The organism is Pseudomonas marvdashtae (genome assembly GCF_014268655.2).
Taxonomy (GTDB): domain Bacteria; phylum Pseudomonadota; class Gammaproteobacteria; order Pseudomonadales; family Pseudomonadaceae; genus Aquipseudomonas; species Aquipseudomonas marvdashtae.
On the sequence record NZ_JABWQX020000001.1, the window covers coordinates 829,054 to 845,486 of the forward strand.

At 62.0% G+C, this 16,433-nt stretch carries 16 protein-coding genes; 9 read left to right on the forward strand and 7 right to left on the reverse strand.

Annotation, left to right across the window (positions count from 1 at the left end; translation table 11 throughout):
* Positions 1 to 188 precede the first annotated feature (188 nt).
* Positions 189 to 569, reverse strand: coding sequence for a hypothetical protein (locus HU742_RS03825; RefSeq protein WP_189664395.1), 381 nt, complete (start codon positions 567 to 569; stop codon positions 189 to 191).
* A 368-nt stretch (positions 570 to 937) separates the two neighbouring features.
* Here HU742_RS03825 and kdgD point away from each other — a divergent pair, with 368 nt between their 5' ends.
* From kdgD to HU742_RS03850, 5 genes are all read left to right on the forward strand, one after another.
* Complete coding sequence (kdgD, locus tag HU742_RS03830) at positions 938 to 1,849, forward strand: 5-dehydro-4-deoxyglucarate dehydratase (RefSeq protein ID WP_186613371.1); 912 nt, start codon at positions 938 to 940, stop codon at positions 1,847 to 1,849.
* Between the two features lie 129 nt (positions 1,850 to 1,978).
* Positions 1,979 to 3,424 (forward strand): aldehyde dehydrogenase family protein, encoded by a 1,446-nt coding sequence (locus HU742_RS03835; protein WP_186637987.1) that lies wholly within the window; start codon positions 1,979 to 1,981, stop codon positions 3,422 to 3,424.
* Between the two features lie 85 nt (positions 3,425 to 3,509).
* Positions 3,510 to 4,874, forward strand: a complete 1,365-nt coding sequence (locus tag HU742_RS03840) for an MFS transporter (RefSeq protein WP_186637990.1) — start codon at positions 3,510 to 3,512, stop codon at positions 4,872 to 4,874.
* Positions 4,875 to 4,886: 12 nt separating this feature from the next.
* Positions 4,887 to 6,440: a galactarate dehydratase gene (gene garD / locus HU742_RS03845; RefSeq protein WP_186637993.1), complete on the forward strand. Its 1,554-nt coding sequence runs from the start codon at positions 4,887 to 4,889 to the stop codon at positions 6,438 to 6,440.
* 149 nt (positions 6,441 to 6,589) lie between these two features.
* On the forward strand, positions 6,590 to 7,531 hold the full coding sequence (locus HU742_RS03850; RefSeq protein ID WP_186637995.1) for an AEC family transporter: 942 nt from the start codon (positions 6,590 to 6,592) through the stop codon (positions 7,529 to 7,531).
* Between the two features lie 15 nt (positions 7,532 to 7,546).
* Here HU742_RS03850 and HU742_RS03855 read toward each other — a convergent pair whose 3' ends face one another.
* The 6 genes from HU742_RS03855 to gatC form a co-directional block, all read right to left on the reverse strand.
* Entirely contained in the window at positions 7,547 to 7,927 is a 381-nt protein-coding gene (locus tag HU742_RS03855; protein WP_186643898.1) for a carboxymuconolactone decarboxylase family protein, read from the reverse strand.
* Positions 7,924 to 8,985 carry a calcium/sodium antiporter gene (locus HU742_RS03860; RefSeq protein WP_186638412.1) on the reverse strand — a complete coding sequence of 354 codons (1,062 nt, stop codon included), beginning with the start codon at positions 8,983 to 8,985 and terminating at the stop codon, positions 7,924 to 7,926. The genes HU742_RS03855 and HU742_RS03860 overlap by 4 nt, the downstream gene beginning before the upstream one ends.
* A gap of 49 nt (positions 8,986 to 9,034) precedes the next feature.
* Positions 9,035 to 9,412, reverse strand: coding sequence for a septal ring lytic transglycosylase RlpA family protein (locus HU742_RS03865; protein ID WP_186637997.1), 378 nt, complete (start codon positions 9,410 to 9,412; stop codon positions 9,035 to 9,037).
* Between the two features lie 134 nt (positions 9,413 to 9,546).
* A complete protein-coding gene (gatB, locus tag HU742_RS03870) occupies positions 9,547 to 10,992 on the reverse strand; it encodes an Asp-tRNA(Asn)/Glu-tRNA(Gln) amidotransferase subunit GatB (RefSeq protein WP_186643897.1) in 1,446 nt (481 codons plus the stop codon).
* Between the two features lie 10 nt (positions 10,993 to 11,002).
* Positions 11,003 to 12,454 carry an Asp-tRNA(Asn)/Glu-tRNA(Gln) amidotransferase subunit GatA gene (gene gatA, locus HU742_RS03875; protein ID WP_186638003.1) on the reverse strand — a complete coding sequence of 484 codons (1,452 nt, stop codon included), beginning with the start codon at positions 12,452 to 12,454 and terminating at the stop codon, positions 11,003 to 11,005.
* Positions 12,455 to 12,470: 16 nt separating this feature from the next.
* On the reverse strand, positions 12,471 to 12,758 hold the full coding sequence (gene gatC, locus HU742_RS03880; protein WP_186613387.1) for an Asp-tRNA(Asn)/Glu-tRNA(Gln) amidotransferase subunit GatC: 288 nt from the start codon (positions 12,756 to 12,758) through the stop codon (positions 12,471 to 12,473).
* Between the two features lie 214 nt (positions 12,759 to 12,972).
* Between gatC and mreB the strand changes: the two genes are divergently transcribed.
* The 4 genes from mreB to HU742_RS03900 all read left to right on the forward strand — a co-directional run bounded on the left by mreB (position 12,973) and on the right by HU742_RS03900 (position 16,398).
* Positions 12,973 to 14,010: a rod shape-determining protein MreB gene (mreB, locus tag HU742_RS03885; RefSeq protein WP_002555108.1), complete on the forward strand. Its 1,038-nt coding sequence runs from the start codon at positions 12,973 to 12,975 to the stop codon at positions 14,008 to 14,010.
* A gap of 141 nt (positions 14,011 to 14,151) precedes the next feature.
* On the forward strand, positions 14,152 to 15,273 hold the full coding sequence (gene mreC / locus HU742_RS03890) for a rod shape-determining protein MreC (RefSeq protein WP_186643986.1): 1,122 nt from the start codon (positions 14,152 to 14,154) through the stop codon (positions 15,271 to 15,273).
* Positions 15,270 to 15,758 (forward strand): rod shape-determining protein MreD, encoded by a 489-nt coding sequence (mreD, locus tag HU742_RS03895; protein WP_186638006.1) that lies wholly within the window; start codon positions 15,270 to 15,272, stop codon positions 15,756 to 15,758. The genes mreC and mreD overlap by 4 nt, the downstream gene beginning before the upstream one ends.
* Positions 15,759 to 15,801: 43 nt before the next feature.
* Complete coding sequence (locus HU742_RS03900; protein WP_186643896.1) at positions 15,802 to 16,398, forward strand: Maf family protein; 597 nt, start codon at positions 15,802 to 15,804, stop codon at positions 16,396 to 16,398.
* The last annotated feature ends 35 nt before the right edge of the window (positions 16,399 to 16,433 follow it).

A 16,433-nucleotide genomic window follows, 5' to 3' on the forward strand; every position in this document is an offset into this window, starting at 1 on the left:
GGCGAGGGGATTTATCCCCGCTGGGTTGCGAAGCAGCCCCGAAACTGACACCTCTGTGTGTCAGCTCGAATTGAGTCGCCGCCTTTGGGGGTTGCTGCGCAACCCAGCGGGGATAAATCCCCTCGCCACAGGGAATGTGTCCGGCTTTATATCTGTGTGCTTGCCTGACAAACAATAGGTGTGCAGAGCTACGCCTTGATCTGCAGTATTTGTGGCGCTGATGTTTCGGAGTCCCATCCGTTTGCGTAATCGAATGTGTAACGAAGCTCAACCGATTTGCCTTTGAACTGTTTCAGCTCGTCGCTTGAAAATGTCAGTGTCACGTCCTTGCGTAACTCAGGCGTCTCGAAGTTATCCGGGTGAGTCTCGGGAGTCTTTTCAACGAGCATGGATTGTTCTGCGCCTACCTGCTTAGGGACCGACACCGTGAGATGGACAGTCGACTCTGGTGAGTTCTCTGCATTTGGAATCCGCACGGTTAACGTCTTCATCTTTGACAAGGACACCGTGACCTTCTCAGCATCTGCATCTGGCACACCCTCGAGCACGGGCTTCTTAAACGTCGTCATGATGTCACTCCCTGTGAGGCAGCCCTGATTACTGCGTACGGGCGACTCAAGATTGAGAAAAAGGACCTGCGGCCGGGCCTCGCACGGCCATACGTGGGTTATCCCCCCATGCCGTAACGGCGCCTACTGGCAGAGTTGACAGTGACGACGAGCGGTCCTGATGCTCGTCCGGCAAGTTTCATCCGTCTTCCAATCTCCTTCAAAGCCCCGGTTTGGAAGGCTGCAAGGCGATTTTCCCTGGGCCAGAACCCGACAAAAGACGAAATGCAGTTGACGTGCCTATTTTAAGTTGTACGATGACTTACAACTTCTCAACGAAGCTGAACCGTTTCCTACAACACAACATTTGCGTCCAGGGTGTTCGAATAATGAATCCACAAGAACTGAAGTCCATCCTCTCGTCTGGCCTGCTGTCGTTCCCGGTCACCGATTTCACTGCCAATGGCGATTTCAATCGCGACAGCTACATCAAGCGCCTCGAGTGGCTGGCCCCGTATGGCGCCTCTGCTTTGTTCGCAGCGGGCGGCACCGGTGAATTCTTCTCCCTGGCCGCCAGTGAGTATTCGCAAGTCATCAAGACCGCCGTCGATACCTGCGCCACCAGCGTGCCGATCCTTGCCGGTGTCGGCGGTGCGACCCGCCAGGCCATCGAATACGCTCAGGAAGCCGAGCGCCTGGGCGCCAAGGGCCTGTTGCTGCTGCCGCACTACCTGACCGAAGCCAGCCAGGACGGCGTAGCCGCCCACGTTGAAGCCGTGTGCAAATCGGTGAAAATCGGCGTGGTGGTGTACAACCGCAACGTCTGCCGCCTGAACGCCACCCAGCTGGAACAACTGGCCGAGCGTTGCCCGAACCTGATCGGCTACAAAGATGGCCTGGGCGATATCGAACTGATGGTGTCGATCCGTCGTCGCCTCGGCGATCGTTTCAGCTACCTGGGTGGCCTGCCGACCGCTGAGGTCTACGCCGCGGCCTACAAGGCCCTGGGCGTTCCGGTCTACTCCTCGGCGGTGTTCAACTTCATCCCGAAAACCGCGATGGACTTCTACCACGCCATTGCCCGCGAAGATCACGAAACCGTTGGCAAGATCATCGACGACTTCTTCCTGCCATACCTGGACATCCGCAACCGCAAGGCCGGTTATGCAGTGAGCATCGTCAAGGCCGGCGCGAAAATCGTGGGCTATGACGCCGGTCCTGTGCGTACGCCGCTGACCGATCTGCTGCCAGAAGAATACGAAGCACTGGCCGCGCTGATCGACAAGCAAGGCAAGCAGTAACAGACCCGACAAGGCCGCTGAGTAATCAGCGGCTTTTTGCGTATGGCTTGATCGTTTCCACGCGCTGCGTGGGGATGCAGCCAGGGACGCCCTGCGTTCCTCGACAGTTTTTGTAGAAGGAGTAGCTCCGTGGCAGATTCAAAGCGTTTCGATCACTACATCAACGGTCAATGGGTGGCCGGTGCTGACTATTGCGCCAACATCAACCCATCTGACTTGTCCGATGTCATCGGCGAATACGCCAAGGCTGACGCAGCCCAAGTCAACGCCGCCATCGACGCCGCCCGCGCCGCGTTCCCGGCCTGGTCGACCTCAGGCATCCAGGCTCGTCACGATGCGCTGGACAAAGTCGGCAGCGAAATCCTCGCTCGCCGCGAAGAACTCGGCCAACTGCTGGCCCGGGAAGAGGGCAAGACCCTGCCCGAAGCCATCGGCGAAGTGACCCGAGCCGGCAACATTTTCAAATTCTTCGCCGGTGAATGCCTGCGCCTGTCGGGCGATTACGTGCCGTCGGTGCGTCCGGGCGTCAACGTTGAAGTGACCCGCGAAGCCCTGGGTGTGATCGGCCTGATCACCCCATGGAACTTCCCGATTGCCATTCCCGCGTGGAAAATCGCCCCGGCCCTGGCCTACGGCAACTGCGTGGTGATCAAGCCCGCCGAGTTGGTGCCGGGTTGTGCCTGGGCGTTGGCCGAAATCATCTCCCGTGCCGGTTTCCCTGCCGGTGTGTTCAACCTGGTGATGGGCAGCGGCCGTGTGGTCGGCGACGTGCTGGTCAACAGCCCGAAAGTCGACGGCATCAGCTTCACCGGTTCCGTGGGCGTAGGTCGGCAGATCGCGGTCAATTGCGTGTCGCGCCAGGCCAAGGTCCAGTTGGAGATGGGCGGCAAGAACCCGCAGATCATCCTTGACGACGCCGACCTCAAGCAGGCCGTCGAGTTGGCAGTGCAGAGCGCGTTCTACTCCACCGGCCAGCGTTGCACGGCGTCGAGCCGCCTGATCGTCACCGCCGGCATCCACGACAAGTTCGTCGCGGCCATGGCCGAGCGCATGCAGTCGATCAAGGTCGGTCATGCGTTGAAGGCCGGCACCGATATCGGGCCGGTGGTTTCCGAAGCCCAGCTCAACCAGGACTTGAAGTACATCGACATCGGCCAGAGCGAAGGTGCGCGGCTGGTGAGCGGTGGCGGCGTGGTGACCTGCGACACCGAAGGTTACTTCCTGGCGCCGACCCTGTTCGCCGACAGCGAAGCCTCGATGCGCATCAGCCGCGAAGAAATCTTCGGCCCGGTGGCCAACATCGTGCGCGTGGCTGACTACGAGGCGGCGCTGGCGATGGCCAACGACACCGAGTTCGGTCTCTCGGCCGGTATTGCTACCACCTCGTTGAAATACGCCAATCACTTCAAGCGCCATTCCCAGGCGGGCATGGTGATGGTCAACCTGCCGACCGCTGGCGTGGATTACCACGTGCCGTTCGGCGGGCGCAAAGGTTCGTCCTACGGTTCGCGCGAGCAAGGTCGCTATGCGCAAGAGTTCTACACCGTGGTGAAGACTTCCTATATCGGTTCGTAAAACGCAACACCGGTCGGCGCCGCGCAACGGCGTCGACCGCATAAATTGATTTCCCGTATAAAAATAAATAGTGGAAGTAGATTACATGCAAGAGACCAAGCCGACCCGCGTCCGCTATTTGATCCTGCTCATGCTGTTTTTGGTGACGACGATCAACTATGCCGACCGCGCCACCATCGCAATTGCGGGCTCCAGCCTGCAAAAAGACCTCGGCATCGATGCCGTCACCCTCGGTTATATCTTCTCCGCTTTCGGCTGGGCCTACGTGGCCGGGCAGATTCCTGGCGGCTGGCTGCTCGACCGTTTCGGCTCGAAAAAAATCTATGCCTTGAGCATTTTCACCTGGTCGCTGTTCACCGTGCTGCAGGGCTATGTCGGTGAATTCGGCATGTCCACGGCCGTGGTTGCGCTGTTCATGCTGCGCTTTCTGGTCGGGCTGGCCGAAGCGCCTTCCTTCCCGGGCAACGCACGGATCGTCGCCGCCTGGTTCCCCACCGCAGAACGCGGCACCGCCTCGGCGATCTTCAACTCGGCGCAGTATTTTGCCACCGTGTTGTTCGCACCGCTGATGGGTTGGATCGTCTACCGCTTCGGCTGGCAGCACGTGTTCATCGTGATGGGCGTGATCGGCATCGTGTTCTCGCTGGTCTGGTTGAAAGTGATCTACAGTCCGCGTCAGCACCCAATGATCAACGAAGCCGAGTTCAATCACATCGCCGCCAACGGCGCGATGGTCGATATGGACCAGGACAAGGGCAAGGACAAGAAAAGCGACGGTCCGAAGTGGGATTACATCCGCCAACTGCTGACCAACCGCATGATGCTCGGCGTTTACCTGGGCCAATATTGCATCAACGGCATCACCTACTTCTTCCTGACGTGGTTCCCGGTGTACCTGGTGCAGGAACGCGGCATGACCATCCTCAAGGCCGGCTTCATCGCGTCCTTGCCGGCGATCTGCGGATTCATCGGCGGCGTGCTCGGCGGGGTGATTTCCGATTACCTGCTGCGCAAGGGCCATTCGCTGACCTTCGCTCGCAAGGCGCCGATCATCGCCGGCCTGCTGGTGTCCAGCAGCATCGTGGCGTGCAACTACGTCGACATCGAATGGATGGTGGTGGGCTTCATGGCCTTGGCCTTCTTCGGTAAAGGCGTCGGCGCACTGGGCTGGGCCGTGGTCTCCGATACGTCGCCAAAACAGATCGCCGGTTTGAGCGGTGGCCTGTTCAACACCTTTGGCAACCTGGCGTCGATTACCACGCCAATCGTCATCGGCTACATCATCAGTTCCACTGGCTCGTTCAAATGGGCGTTGGTGTTTGTCGGTTGCAACGCGCTGATGGCGGTGTTCAGCTATCTGGTCATCGTGGGCCCGATCAAGCGCGTGGTGCTCAAGGAACCAGCGGCCAAGGATGCCGATCTCTCCAGCCTGTCTGAAGCCAAATCCTGAGGAGCGGCGTCGATGAATCTGATTGAACATGCCGATTCGCCCCGTTACATCCGCCTGAACGAGCGGGACAACGTGGTGATCGTCGTCAACGACCAAGGCGTACCGGCCGGGACTGAATTCCCGGACGGCCTGGTCACCGTCGACTTCGTGCCACAAAGCCACAAAGTTACCCTGGAGGACATTCCCGAGGGTGGCGAGGTGATTCGCTACGGCCAGGTCATTGGCTATGCGCTGCAACCGATCCCCCGTGGCAGCTGGGTCAAGGAAGACCAGCTGCGCATGCCCACCGCGCCACCGCTGGACAGCTTGCCGCTGTCCACCGATGTGCCGGTGGCCGATGCGCCGCTGGAGGGCTACACCTTCGAGGGTTATCGCAACGCCGACGGCACTGTCGGCACGCGCAATATCCTGGGCATCACCACCACGGTGCAGTGCGTGACCGGCGTGCTGGACCATGCGGTCAAGCGCATCAAGGACGAGTTGCTGCCCAAGTACCCGAACGTCGATGACGTGGTGGCGCTGACCCACAGCTACGGCTGCGGCGTGGCGATCACCGCCACCGACGCGTACATCCCGATCCGCACCGTGCGCAACCTGGCGCGCAACCCGAACCTGGGTGGCGAGGCGCTGGTGATCAGCCTGGGCTGCGAGAAATTGCAGGCCGGGCAGGTGATGCATGAGGGCGACAGTTCGGTGGATCTCAGCGAGCCATGGCTGTACCGCTTGCAGGATTCCAGTCACGGTTTCACCGAAATGATCGAGCAGATCATGGAGCTGGCCGAGACGCGCCTGAAGAAGCTCGACCAGCGTCGCCGCGAAACCGTGCCCGCTTCGGAACTGATCTTGGGCATGCAGTGCGGCGGCAGCGATGCGTTTTCCGGCATCACCGCCAACCCGGCCCTGGGCTATGCCTCGGACCTGTTGTTGCGGGCCGGTGCGACGGTGATGTTCTCCGAAGTCACCGAAGTACGCGATGCGATCTACCTCCTGACCTCCCGGGCGCAAACCCGCGAAGTCGCCGAGGAGCTGGTGCGCGAAATGGACTGGTACGACCGTTACCTGGCCAAAGGCGAAGCCGATCGCAGTGCCAACACCACGCCGGGCAACAAGAAGGGCGGGTTGTCGAACATCGTCGAGAAGTCCTTGGGCTCGATCGTCAAGTCCGGCAGCAGCGCGATCAACGGCGTGCTCGGCCCGGGCGAGCGGTTCAAGCAAAAGGGCCTGATCTTCTGTGCCACGCCGGCCAGCGATTTTGTCTGCGGCACGCTGCAATTGGCGGCGGGCATGAACCTGCATGTGTTCACCACCGGTCGCGGAACGCCGTATGGCCTGGCGATGGCGCCCGTGGTGAAGGTCTCGACCCGTACTGAACTGGCCCAGCGCTGGCCCGACTTGATCGACATCGATGCCGGCCGGATCGCCACTGGACGCGCGAGCATCGAAGAGTTGGGCTGGGAGCTGTTCCACTACTACCTGGACGTGGCCAGCGGCAAGAAGCAAACCTGGGCCGAGCGGCACAAGCTGTACAACGACATCACGTTGTTCAACCCAGCGCCGATTACCTGATCCTGGCCTTGGGGGGTAGCGATTGATCGTTCCCACGCTCCGCGTGGGAATGCGTCCCTGGCTGCATTTTCACGCAGAGCGTGGGAACGATTGGTGGGAAAGTGGCCTATTATTAGCCACCTAACGACACCCCTCTCAAGGTCCCCGGCATGCTGGCAATTTTCCTCGAAACCCTGAACATCACCGCGCCGGTGTTTGCCATGCTGTTTTTGGGGACGTTGCTCAAACGCATCTACTGGATCAACGACAACTTCATTCACATCGCCTCGTCCCTGGTGTTCAACGTCACCATGCCGGCGTTGTTGTTCCTCGGCATCTTGCACGCCGATCTGCACGCAGCACTGCAACCCGACCTGCTGATCTATTTCTCGATTGCTACCCTGGTGAGTTTCGCCATGGCGTGGGGCTGGGCGATCTGGCGCTGCCCGCGGGAAGATCGCGGCATCTACACCCAAGGTGCGTTTCGCGGCAACAACGGGGTCATCGGCCTGGCGCTGGCGGCGAGCATGTACGGTGACTACGGGATTTCCCTGGGCGCGATCCTCGCTGCGTTGGTGATCCTGTTCTACAACACGCTGTCGACCATTGTGCTGGCGGTCTACAGCCCGGTGATCAAGTCCGACCCGTGGAGCATCTGCAAAAGTGTGGTCAGCAACCCGTTGATCATCAGCGTGATCGTCGCCGCGCCGTTCGCCTATTGGCAGATCGGCCTGCCAAACTGGTTCGAGACCTCGACCAAGTACCTGGCGCAGATGACCTTGCCCCTGGCGCTGATCTGCATCGGTGGCACGTTGTCGCTGGCGGCCTTGCGCAAGAGCGGCAAGATGGCCCTGAGTTCGAGCCTGGTGAAAATGGTCGGCCTGCCGCTGGTGACGACCTTGGGCGCCTGGCTCTGGGGCTTTCGTGGGGCGGAACTGGGGATCCTGTTCCTCTACTTCGGCAGCCCCACCGCCGCCGCCAGCTTCGTCATGGCCCGGGCGGCGAATGGCAACCATGAACTGGCGGCGGCGATCATCGTCATCACCACGTTGATGGCGGCGATTACCACCAACCTGGGGATTTTTGTGTTGCAGTGGGGTGGGTGGATCTAGCCTTCAATCGCCCGGTCACTCAGGCTTCTGATAACTATCGATCACTTCCTGCGCCGCCCGGAACGCATCGATCGCCGCCGGCACGCCCGCGTACACCGCGCAGTGCAGCAACGCCTCGCGAATCTCTTCCACCGTGCAGCCATTGTTCAGCGCGCCACGCACGTGGCCTTTGAGTTCCTGCGGGCATTTGAGCGCGGTGAGGGCGGCGAGGGTGATCAGGCTGCGGGTTTTCAGCGGCAGGCCTTCGCGGCTCCAGACGCTGCCCCAGGCATGCTCGTTGACGAAGTCCTGCAACGGCTGGGTGAATTCGGTGGCGTTGCCCAGGGCTCGGTCGACGAAGGCTTCGCCCATGACTTGGCGACGCATGTCGAGGCCGGTCTTTGGCGTGTCGGTCATGGTAAATCCCTCTTGTGGTGTTGGCGGCGCCAGGCGCGCGAGGACGTGAACAGCAGGAACGCGAACAGGGCGGGCAGCACGTAGAACAGCATCAGCCGTTCCAGCTGGCCGGCCAATGGCATGCCGGTGGTGAACGACACCACGTGCAGCCCGTAGGCGAGGTACAGCCCCAGGAACAGCAGGCCCTCGGCGCGGGTGACGCGATAGCCGGAATAGAACACCGGCAGGCACAACACCGCCACGCCGAGCATCACCGGCAAGTCGAAGTCCAGGGCATTGGGTGAGACCGACAGCGGCGACGGGGCGGCGAGGGCGGTCACGCCCAGCACGCCGAGCAGGTTGAACAGGTTGCTGCCGATCACGTTGCCTACCGCGATGTCCCGCTGGCCGCGCAGGGCGGCGATCAGCGAGGTGGCGAGTTCCGGCAGCGAAGTGCTGACGGCGACAATGGTCAGGCCGATGATGCGCTCCGACAGTCCCAGGTCGCTCGCCACTTCCACGGCGGCGCCCAATAGCAGGTTCCCGGCGAAAACCAGCATCGTCAGGCCCGACACGATCATCATCAAGCTCTTGAGCCACGACATGCGGGCCACGTCCACGCCCACCGGATGCGGTCGTCCCGAATGCCGGGACTGGCGCAGCAGCAGGCCCAGGTACACCGCCAGGGCCATCAGCAGCAGTGCGCCGTCCAAGCGGGTCAGCTCTTCGTTCCAGGCCAGCACGAACACCAGCAGGCTGGCGCCGATCATCAGTGGAATATCCAGCCGCACCAACTGACGCGAGACGCGCAACGGGATGATCAGTGCCGACAGGCCGAGAGTTACCAGGATGTTGAAGATACCGCTGCCGATCACACTGCCCACGGCGATGTCGGCGTTCTGGGCGAGGGTCGCCTGCAGGCTGACGGCCATCTGCGGCGCGCTGCTGCCGAAGGCGACGACGGTCAGGCCGATGATCAACGGCCGCACCTGCAAGCGGGCCGCCAGGCCGACGGCGGCGCGCACGAGCAGCTCGGCGCCGGCGATCAGCAACAGCAGGGCGCCGAACAATTCGATCAGGCTGAGCAGCGGTAGGGCGGTGAGTAGGGAAATGGCCGGGCTCCGTCTATCAATCGTCGAGGGCTTGCACGCGCACCCGCGCGGTGCCGCTGCGCAGCATGCCCAATTGTTCGGCGGCGGCGCGTGAAACGTCGATCAAGCGACCGCGGGTATACGGGCCGCGATCGTTGATGCGCACCACGACGCTGTCGTTGTTTTTCAGGTTGGTGATTTTCACCCGCGTGCCGAACGGCAACTGGCGATGGGCGGCGGTCAGGCCGTGCTGGTCGAAACGCTCGCCGCTGGCGGTGCGCTTGCCATGATGCCTGGCACCGTAATAAGAGGCGACGCCGGTCTGGTCGTAGCCGTGTGGATCGACCGTCCCGCTCTGGCTGGCGCAACCGGCCAGCAAGGACAGCAGGGCGCAGGCGCCGAGGAGACGCTTCATTCGATGACCCCATGATCGTTCCCATGCTCTGCGTGGGAATGCAGCCCGTGACGCTCTGCGTCACAAAAAGCGGACGCGGAGCGTCCAGTGAGGCGTTCCCACGCAGAGCGCGGGAACGATCACCATCCATTAAGTCAGCCTTCGAGCTTGCTTTTGAGCAGTTCGTTGACCTGTTGCGGGTTGGCCTTGCCCTTGGAGGCTTTCATGGCCTGACCGACGAAGAAGCCGAACATCTTGCCACGCTTGGCTTCGTCCGCCGCGCGGTATTGCTCGACCTGTTCGGCGTTGGCCGCGAGCATTTCATCGAGCACGGCGCTGATCGCCCCCGTGTCGGTGACCTGCTTCAAGCCGCGCTTCTCGATGATCTCGTCGGCGCTGCCTTCACCATTGGCCATGGCTTCGAACACCATCTTGGCGATCTTGCCGGAAATGGTGTTGTCCTTGATCCGCAGCAGCATGCTGCCCAGTTGCTCGGCCGAGACCGGCGACTCATCGATTTCCAGGCCCTGCTTGTTCAACAAGCTGCCCAACTCGACCATCACCCAGTTGGCCGCCAGCTTGGCGTCGCCGCCGATGCTCACGACTTTTTCGAAGTAGTCGGCTTGTTCGCGGCTCGTGGCCAGGACGTTGGCGTCATAGCTCGACAGGCCGAACTGCGCCTGGAAACGCTCGCGCTTCTGCGGTGGCAGTTCCGGCAGGGTGGCGCGTACGTCATTGAGGAACGAGTCCTCGATGACCACCGGCAGCAGGTCCGGATCGGGGAAGTAACGGTAGTCGTTGGCTTCCTCCTTGCTGCGCATCGGACGGGTCTCGTCCTTGTTCGGGTCGTACAGGCGGGTCTGCTGGATGACCTTGCCGCCGTCCTCGATCAGTTCGATCTGGCGCTGGATCTCGGTGTTGATCGCCTTCTCGATGAAGCGGAACGAGTTGACGTTCTTGATCTCGCAGCGGGTGCCGAACTCGACCTGGCCCTTTGGCCGGATCGACACGTTGCAGTCGCAGCGCAGCGAGCCTTCGGCCATGTTGCCGTCGCAGATGCCCAGGTAGCGCACCAGTGCATGGATCGCCTTGACGTAGGCCACGGCTTCCTTGGCGCTGCGCATGTCCGGCTCGGAGACGATTTCCAGCAGCGGCGTGCCGGCACGGTTCAGGTCGATGCCGGTGGCGCCGTTGAATTCTTCGTGCAGGCTCTTGCCGGCGTCTTCTTCCAGATGCGCACGGGTGATGCCGACGCGTTTGACGGTGCCGTCTTCCAGGGCGATGTCCAGGTGGCCCTTGCCGACGATCGGCAATTCCATCTGGCTGATCTGGTAGCCCTTGGGCAGGTCCGGGTAGAAGTAGTTCTTGCGGGCGAACACGTTGTGCTGGCCAATCTCGGCGTCGATCGCCAAGCCGAACATTACCGCCATGCGCACCGCTTCGGCGTTGAGCACAGGCAGTACGCCGGGCATGCCCAGGTCGACGAGGCTGGCCTGGGTGTTGGGCTCGGAGCCGAACGTGGTCGAGCTACCGGAAAAGATTTTCGATCGGGTGGTGAGCTGGGTATGTATCTCCAGCCCGATCACGACTTCCCATTGCATGTGTTTCTCCTCAGAAGCCGGTTGGGGTGCGGGTGTGCCAATCAGTGTTCAGCTGGTACTGATGAGCGACATTGAGCAGGCGGCCTTCCTGGAAATACGGCGCGAGCAGCTGCACGCCCACCGGCAGGCCATCGACGAAACCGGCCGGCATGGACAAGCCTGGCAAGCCGGCGAGGTTGGCGGTGATGGTGTAGACGTCTTCCAGGTAGGCAGCGACCGGGTCGCTGTTCTTGGCGCCGAGTTTCCAGGCCGGGTTCGGCGTGGTTGGGCCGAGGATGATGTCGACCTCGTTGAAGGCGGCCATGAAGTCGTTTTTTACCAGGCGGCGGATTTTTTGCGCCTTGAGGTAGTAGGCATCGTAGTAGCCAGCGGACAGCGCGTAGGCGCCGACCATGATCCGGCGTTGCACTTCGGCGCCGAAGCCTTCGCCACGGGAGCGCTTGTACAGATCGATGAGGTTTTGCGGATTCTCGCAGCGATGGCCGAAGCGCACGCCGTCGAAGCGCGAGAGGTTCGAGGACGCTTCCGCCGGGGCGATCACATAGTACGCCGGGATGGCGTGCTGCATGTTCGGCAGGCTGATTTCCTTGATCACGGCGCCGAGCTTTTCCAGCGCCTTGATGCTGTCTTGGATCAGCTCGGCGATGCGCGGGTCGAGGCCGGCGCCGAAGTATTCCTTCGGTACGCCGATGCGCAGGCCTTGCAGCGAGCCGTTGAGGCCGGCGCTGTAGTCCGGCACCGGCTCATCGATGCTGGTGGAATCGTTCGGGTCGAAGCCGGCCATGCCTTGCAGCAGGATCGCGCAGTCTTCGGCGGTGCGCGCCAGCGGGCCGCCCTGGTCGAGGCTGGAGGCGTAGGCGATCATGCCCCAGCGCGAGACGCGACCGTAGGTCGGCTTGAGCCCGGTGAGGTTGGTGAACGCGGCTGGCTGGCGGATCGAGCCGCCGGTGTCGGTCGCGGTGGCAGCGGGCAACAGGCGCGCGGCCACGGCGGCGGCGGAACCGCCGGACGAACCGCCCGGGACATGTTCCAGGTTCCACGGGTTTTTCACCGCGCCGTAGTAGCTCGACTCGTTGGCAGAACCCATGGCGAATTCGTCCATGTTGGTCTTGCCCAGGGTCACGGTGCCGGCGGCGGCCAACTTGGCGACGACGGTGGCGTCGTACGGCGCCTTGAAGTTATCGAGCATCTTCGAGCCGCAACTGGTGCGGATGCCCTGGGTGCAGAACAGGTCTTTGTGGGCAATCGGCGCACCGAGCAGGGCGCCGCTCTCACCGTTGGCGCGACGGGCGTCGGCGGCCTTGGCCTGGCTCAGGGCCAGTTCTTCGGTGAGGCTGATGAAACTGTTGAGCTGCGGGTCGAGCTGGGCGATGCGCGCCAGCAGGGTCTTGGTCAGCTCTTCGGAAGAAAACTTTTTATCGGCGAGTCCGCGGGCGATCTCGGCCAGGGTCATGTGATGCATGAGAGGCTCTTTCCCTTTAGTCGATGACTTTCGGAACCAGGTACAGGCCGTTTTCGACCGCAGGTGCGATGGACTGGTAGGCCTCGCGATTATTCGACTCGGTGACGACGTCGGCGCGCAGGCGCTGGCTGGCTTCCAGTGGGTGGGCCAGCGGTTCGATACCGTCGGTATCGACCGCTTGCATCTCGTCGACCAGCCCTAGAATGCTGTTCAGGGCAGCAGTAATGTGTGGAAGATCGGCTTCATTGAGGCCCAAGCAGGCCAGATGAGCGATTTTTTCCACGTCGGAGCGTTCAAGCGCCATGGGATTCTCCAGTGGAAAACAAAACGGACGCAGTCTGTCCGTGTGTTAGATTGTCGGAACACTACCGCATTTCTACGGGTCTATACCCGCGATTGTGGGGTTTGGTGCACAGAAAAGCGGCCAATTTAACATATTGGCGCCTTGCCCAAAATCCCTGTCGTTGTTAGAGTTTGCCGCACTTTTTTACCCACGCGTTGCCTAGGGTCCCTTTCCCATGTTCAAGAAACTGCGTGGCATGTTTTCCAGCGATCTTTCCATCGACCTGGGCACTGCCAACACCCTTATTTACGTGCGCGAGCGCGGTATCGTCCTGAATGAACCCTCGGTCGTGGCTATCCGCACCCACGGTAACCAGAAGAGTGTCGTGGCTGTCGGTACGGAAGCCAAGCGCATGCTGGGCCGTACGCCGGGCAACATTGCAGCCATTCGCCCCATGAAAGACGGCGTGATCGCCGACTTCAGCGTCTGCGAAAAGATGCTGCAGTACTTCATCAACAAGGTTCACGAAAACAGTTTCCTGCAGCCCAGCCCTCGCGTGCTGATCTGCGTGCCGTGCAAATCCACCCAGGTGGAGCGTCGCGCCATCCGTGAATCGGCCCTCGGTGCCGGTGCCCGCGAAGTGTTCCTGATCGAAGAACCAATGGCCGCAGCCATCGGTGCCGGCCTGCCGGTGGAAGAAGCGCGCGGTTCGATGGTCGTCGACATCGGTGGTGGTACCACCGAGATCGCCTTGATCTCCCTCAACGGTGTGGTCTACGCCGAGTCCGTGCGTGTGGGCGGCGACCGTTTCGACGAAGCGATCATCACCTACGTGCGCCGCAACTACGGCAGCCTGATCGGCGAATCCACCGCCGAGCGCATCAAGCAGGAAATCGGCACGGCCTACCCGGGCGGTGAAGTGCGCGAAGTCGACGTACGCGGTCGCAACCTGGCCGAAGGCGTTCCACGGGCGTTCACCCTCAATTCCAACGAGGTGCTCGAAGCGCTGCAAGAGTCACTGGCGACCATCGTCCAGGCCGTCAAGAGCGCCCTGGAGCAGTCGCCGCCGGAACTGGCCTCGGACATCGCCGAGCGCGGCCTGGTGCTGACCGGTGGTGGCGCGCTGTTGCGTGACCTCGACAAACTGCTGGCCCAGGAAACCGGCCTGCCGGTGATCGTTGCCGAAGACCCTTTGACCTGCGTTGCCCGCGGCGGTGGCCGTGCGCTGGAAATGATGGACAAGCACACCATGGACCTGCTCTCCAGCGAATAAGTCTGGCTGAGTGGTCTATGTTGTTTGCGCCCGGGCAGCACTTTGCAGTGCTGCCCGTTGGCGTTTATCTTCTGTCATTCGTATCCAGGCCGGTTTGATGCCGTATGAATAAAGAAAACATTTGCCTGGGAGGAGCGGCCTATTAAACCGCTTTTCGCCAAAGGCCCCTCACTGGGTGTGCGCCTTCTGGTGTTGACCGTGCTGTCGGTCGCGCTGATGGTGGTCGACGCCCGTTTCACGCTGCTCAAGCCAGTGCGCAGCCAGATGTCGCTGGTGTTGATGGAGTCCTACTGGATCACCGACCTGCCGCAACGGTTGTGGCAAGGTGTGGCCAGTCAGTTTGGCAGCCGGACCGAACTGGTCGCCGAAAACGAAAAACTCAAGACCGAAAACCTGCTGTTGCAGGGGCGCATGCAGAAGCTGGCGGCCCTCACCGAGCAGAACGTGCGGTTGCGCGAGTTGCTCAACTCCTCCGCGCTGGTCAACGAGAAGGTCGAAGTGGCCGAGTTGATCGGCATGGACCCCAACCCCTTCACCCACCGCATCATCATCAACAAGGGTGAGCGCGACGGCGTGGTCCTCGGCCAGCCGGTGCTCGACGCCCGTGGCCTGATGGGCCAGGTGGTGGAGTTGATGCCCTATACGTCTCGTGTCCTGCTACTGACCGATACCACCCACAGTATTCCCGTGCAGGTCAATCGCAACGGCTTGCGGGCGATTGCCAGCGGTACCGGCAACCCGGAACGCCTGGAGCTGCGCCACGTGGCGGACACCGCCGACATCAAGGAAGGCGACTTGCTGGTCAGTTCCGGCCTCGGCCAGCGGTTCCCGGCCGGTTATCCGGTGGCAACGGTCAAGGAAGTCATCCACGACTCCGGCCAGCCGTTCGCGATCGTGCGGGCAGTGCCGACGGCCGCGTTGAACCGCAGTCGCTACCTGCTGCTGGTTTTCAGCGACAATCGCACGCCTGAAGAACGCGCCAACGATGCGGCGGTGGCCCAGGAAGTCCAGGACCGGCAGGGTGGCGAATCGACCGCTCCGGCCGCGCCAGCGCCTGTGCCTGTTCCGACCACGGTGCCCAAGCCTCAAGCAGCAACACCCGCTGCCACGCCCCCGGCCACGACGCCCCCGGCCGCACCTGCCGCGACCCCCGCCCGTCCAGCCGCCCATCAGCCGGCGACCCAGCCTGCAAGACCTGCAGCCAAACCGCCGGCCTCGACGCCCGCCACCGCGCCTGCCACTAGGGGAGCACGAGAAGAATGAGCAGTACTCGATCCGGTAACGGCTGGATGGTCTGGCTGACTTTCGCCATCGGCCTGCTGCTCAGCATTTCACCGCTGCCGCAGTTCATGGAAATCCTCCGGCCACTGTGGCTGGCCCTGTTGCTGGCCTTCTGGGCGTTGGCCTTGCCGCACAAGGTTGGCATGGTCACCGCCTGGTGCCTTGGCTTGGCCGAAGACGTGCTTTACGGCACGTTGCTGGGGCAAAACGCATTGATCCTGACGCTGATCACTTTCCTGGTGCTGTCGCTGCAACAACGCCTGCGGATGTTCCCGATGTGGCAACAGTGCCTGGTGATCCTGGTGATCTTTGGCCTGGCGCAGCTGGTACAGCTATGGCTCAGCGCGCTGACCGGCAATCGTCAGCCTACCCTGGCGCTGGTGCTGCCGGCCTTGGTCAGTGCCTTGCTCTGGCCGTGGATAAGCTTCGGTTTGCGTGGCTTGCGCCTGCGTTTCAAAATCAACTGATTCGGTCAGGCATTGGCCCGCACCTTGGAAGGGAGATGTCTTGATGAAACCGCTTTACCTCGCCTCAGGTTCGCCGCGTCGGCGTGAGCTGCTTGCGCAGATCGGCGTGCCGTTCACCGCCATCAGCGCGGACATCGACGAAACTCCCCTCGATCAAGAAACCCCATCGGCCTATGTCGAACGCCTGGCGCGTGGCAAGGCCGAGGCCGGGCGACACGCCTTGGCGTCTGGCGTCGAGGGCTGCGTGCTCGGGGCCGACACCGCCGTGGTGTTGCAGGGACGAATTCTCGGTAAACCAGTGGATCAGGCTGACGCCCTGTCGATGCTCCTGAGCCTGTCCGGTCGCGACCATGAAGTGCTGACCGCCATTGCCGTTGTGGACGGCCAGCACTGCGAAACCCGGGTGGTTCGCAGCCGGGTGTGCTTTCGCCTCATCACCGAACAGGAAGCGCTCGCCTATTGGGCCAGCGGCGAACCTCGGGACAAGGCGGGCGGCTATGGTATCCAGGGCCTGGGCGCGGTGTTCGTCGCCGGACTGGAAGGCAGTTATTCAGCCGTGGTCGGCCTGCCACTGTGCGAAACCGCAGAACTACTCGGCCATTTCGGCATACCCTGTTGGCAAACCTTGAGCGCGCGCTGAGCGCCGTCTGACTTGATGCGGCCATAATCGTGAAT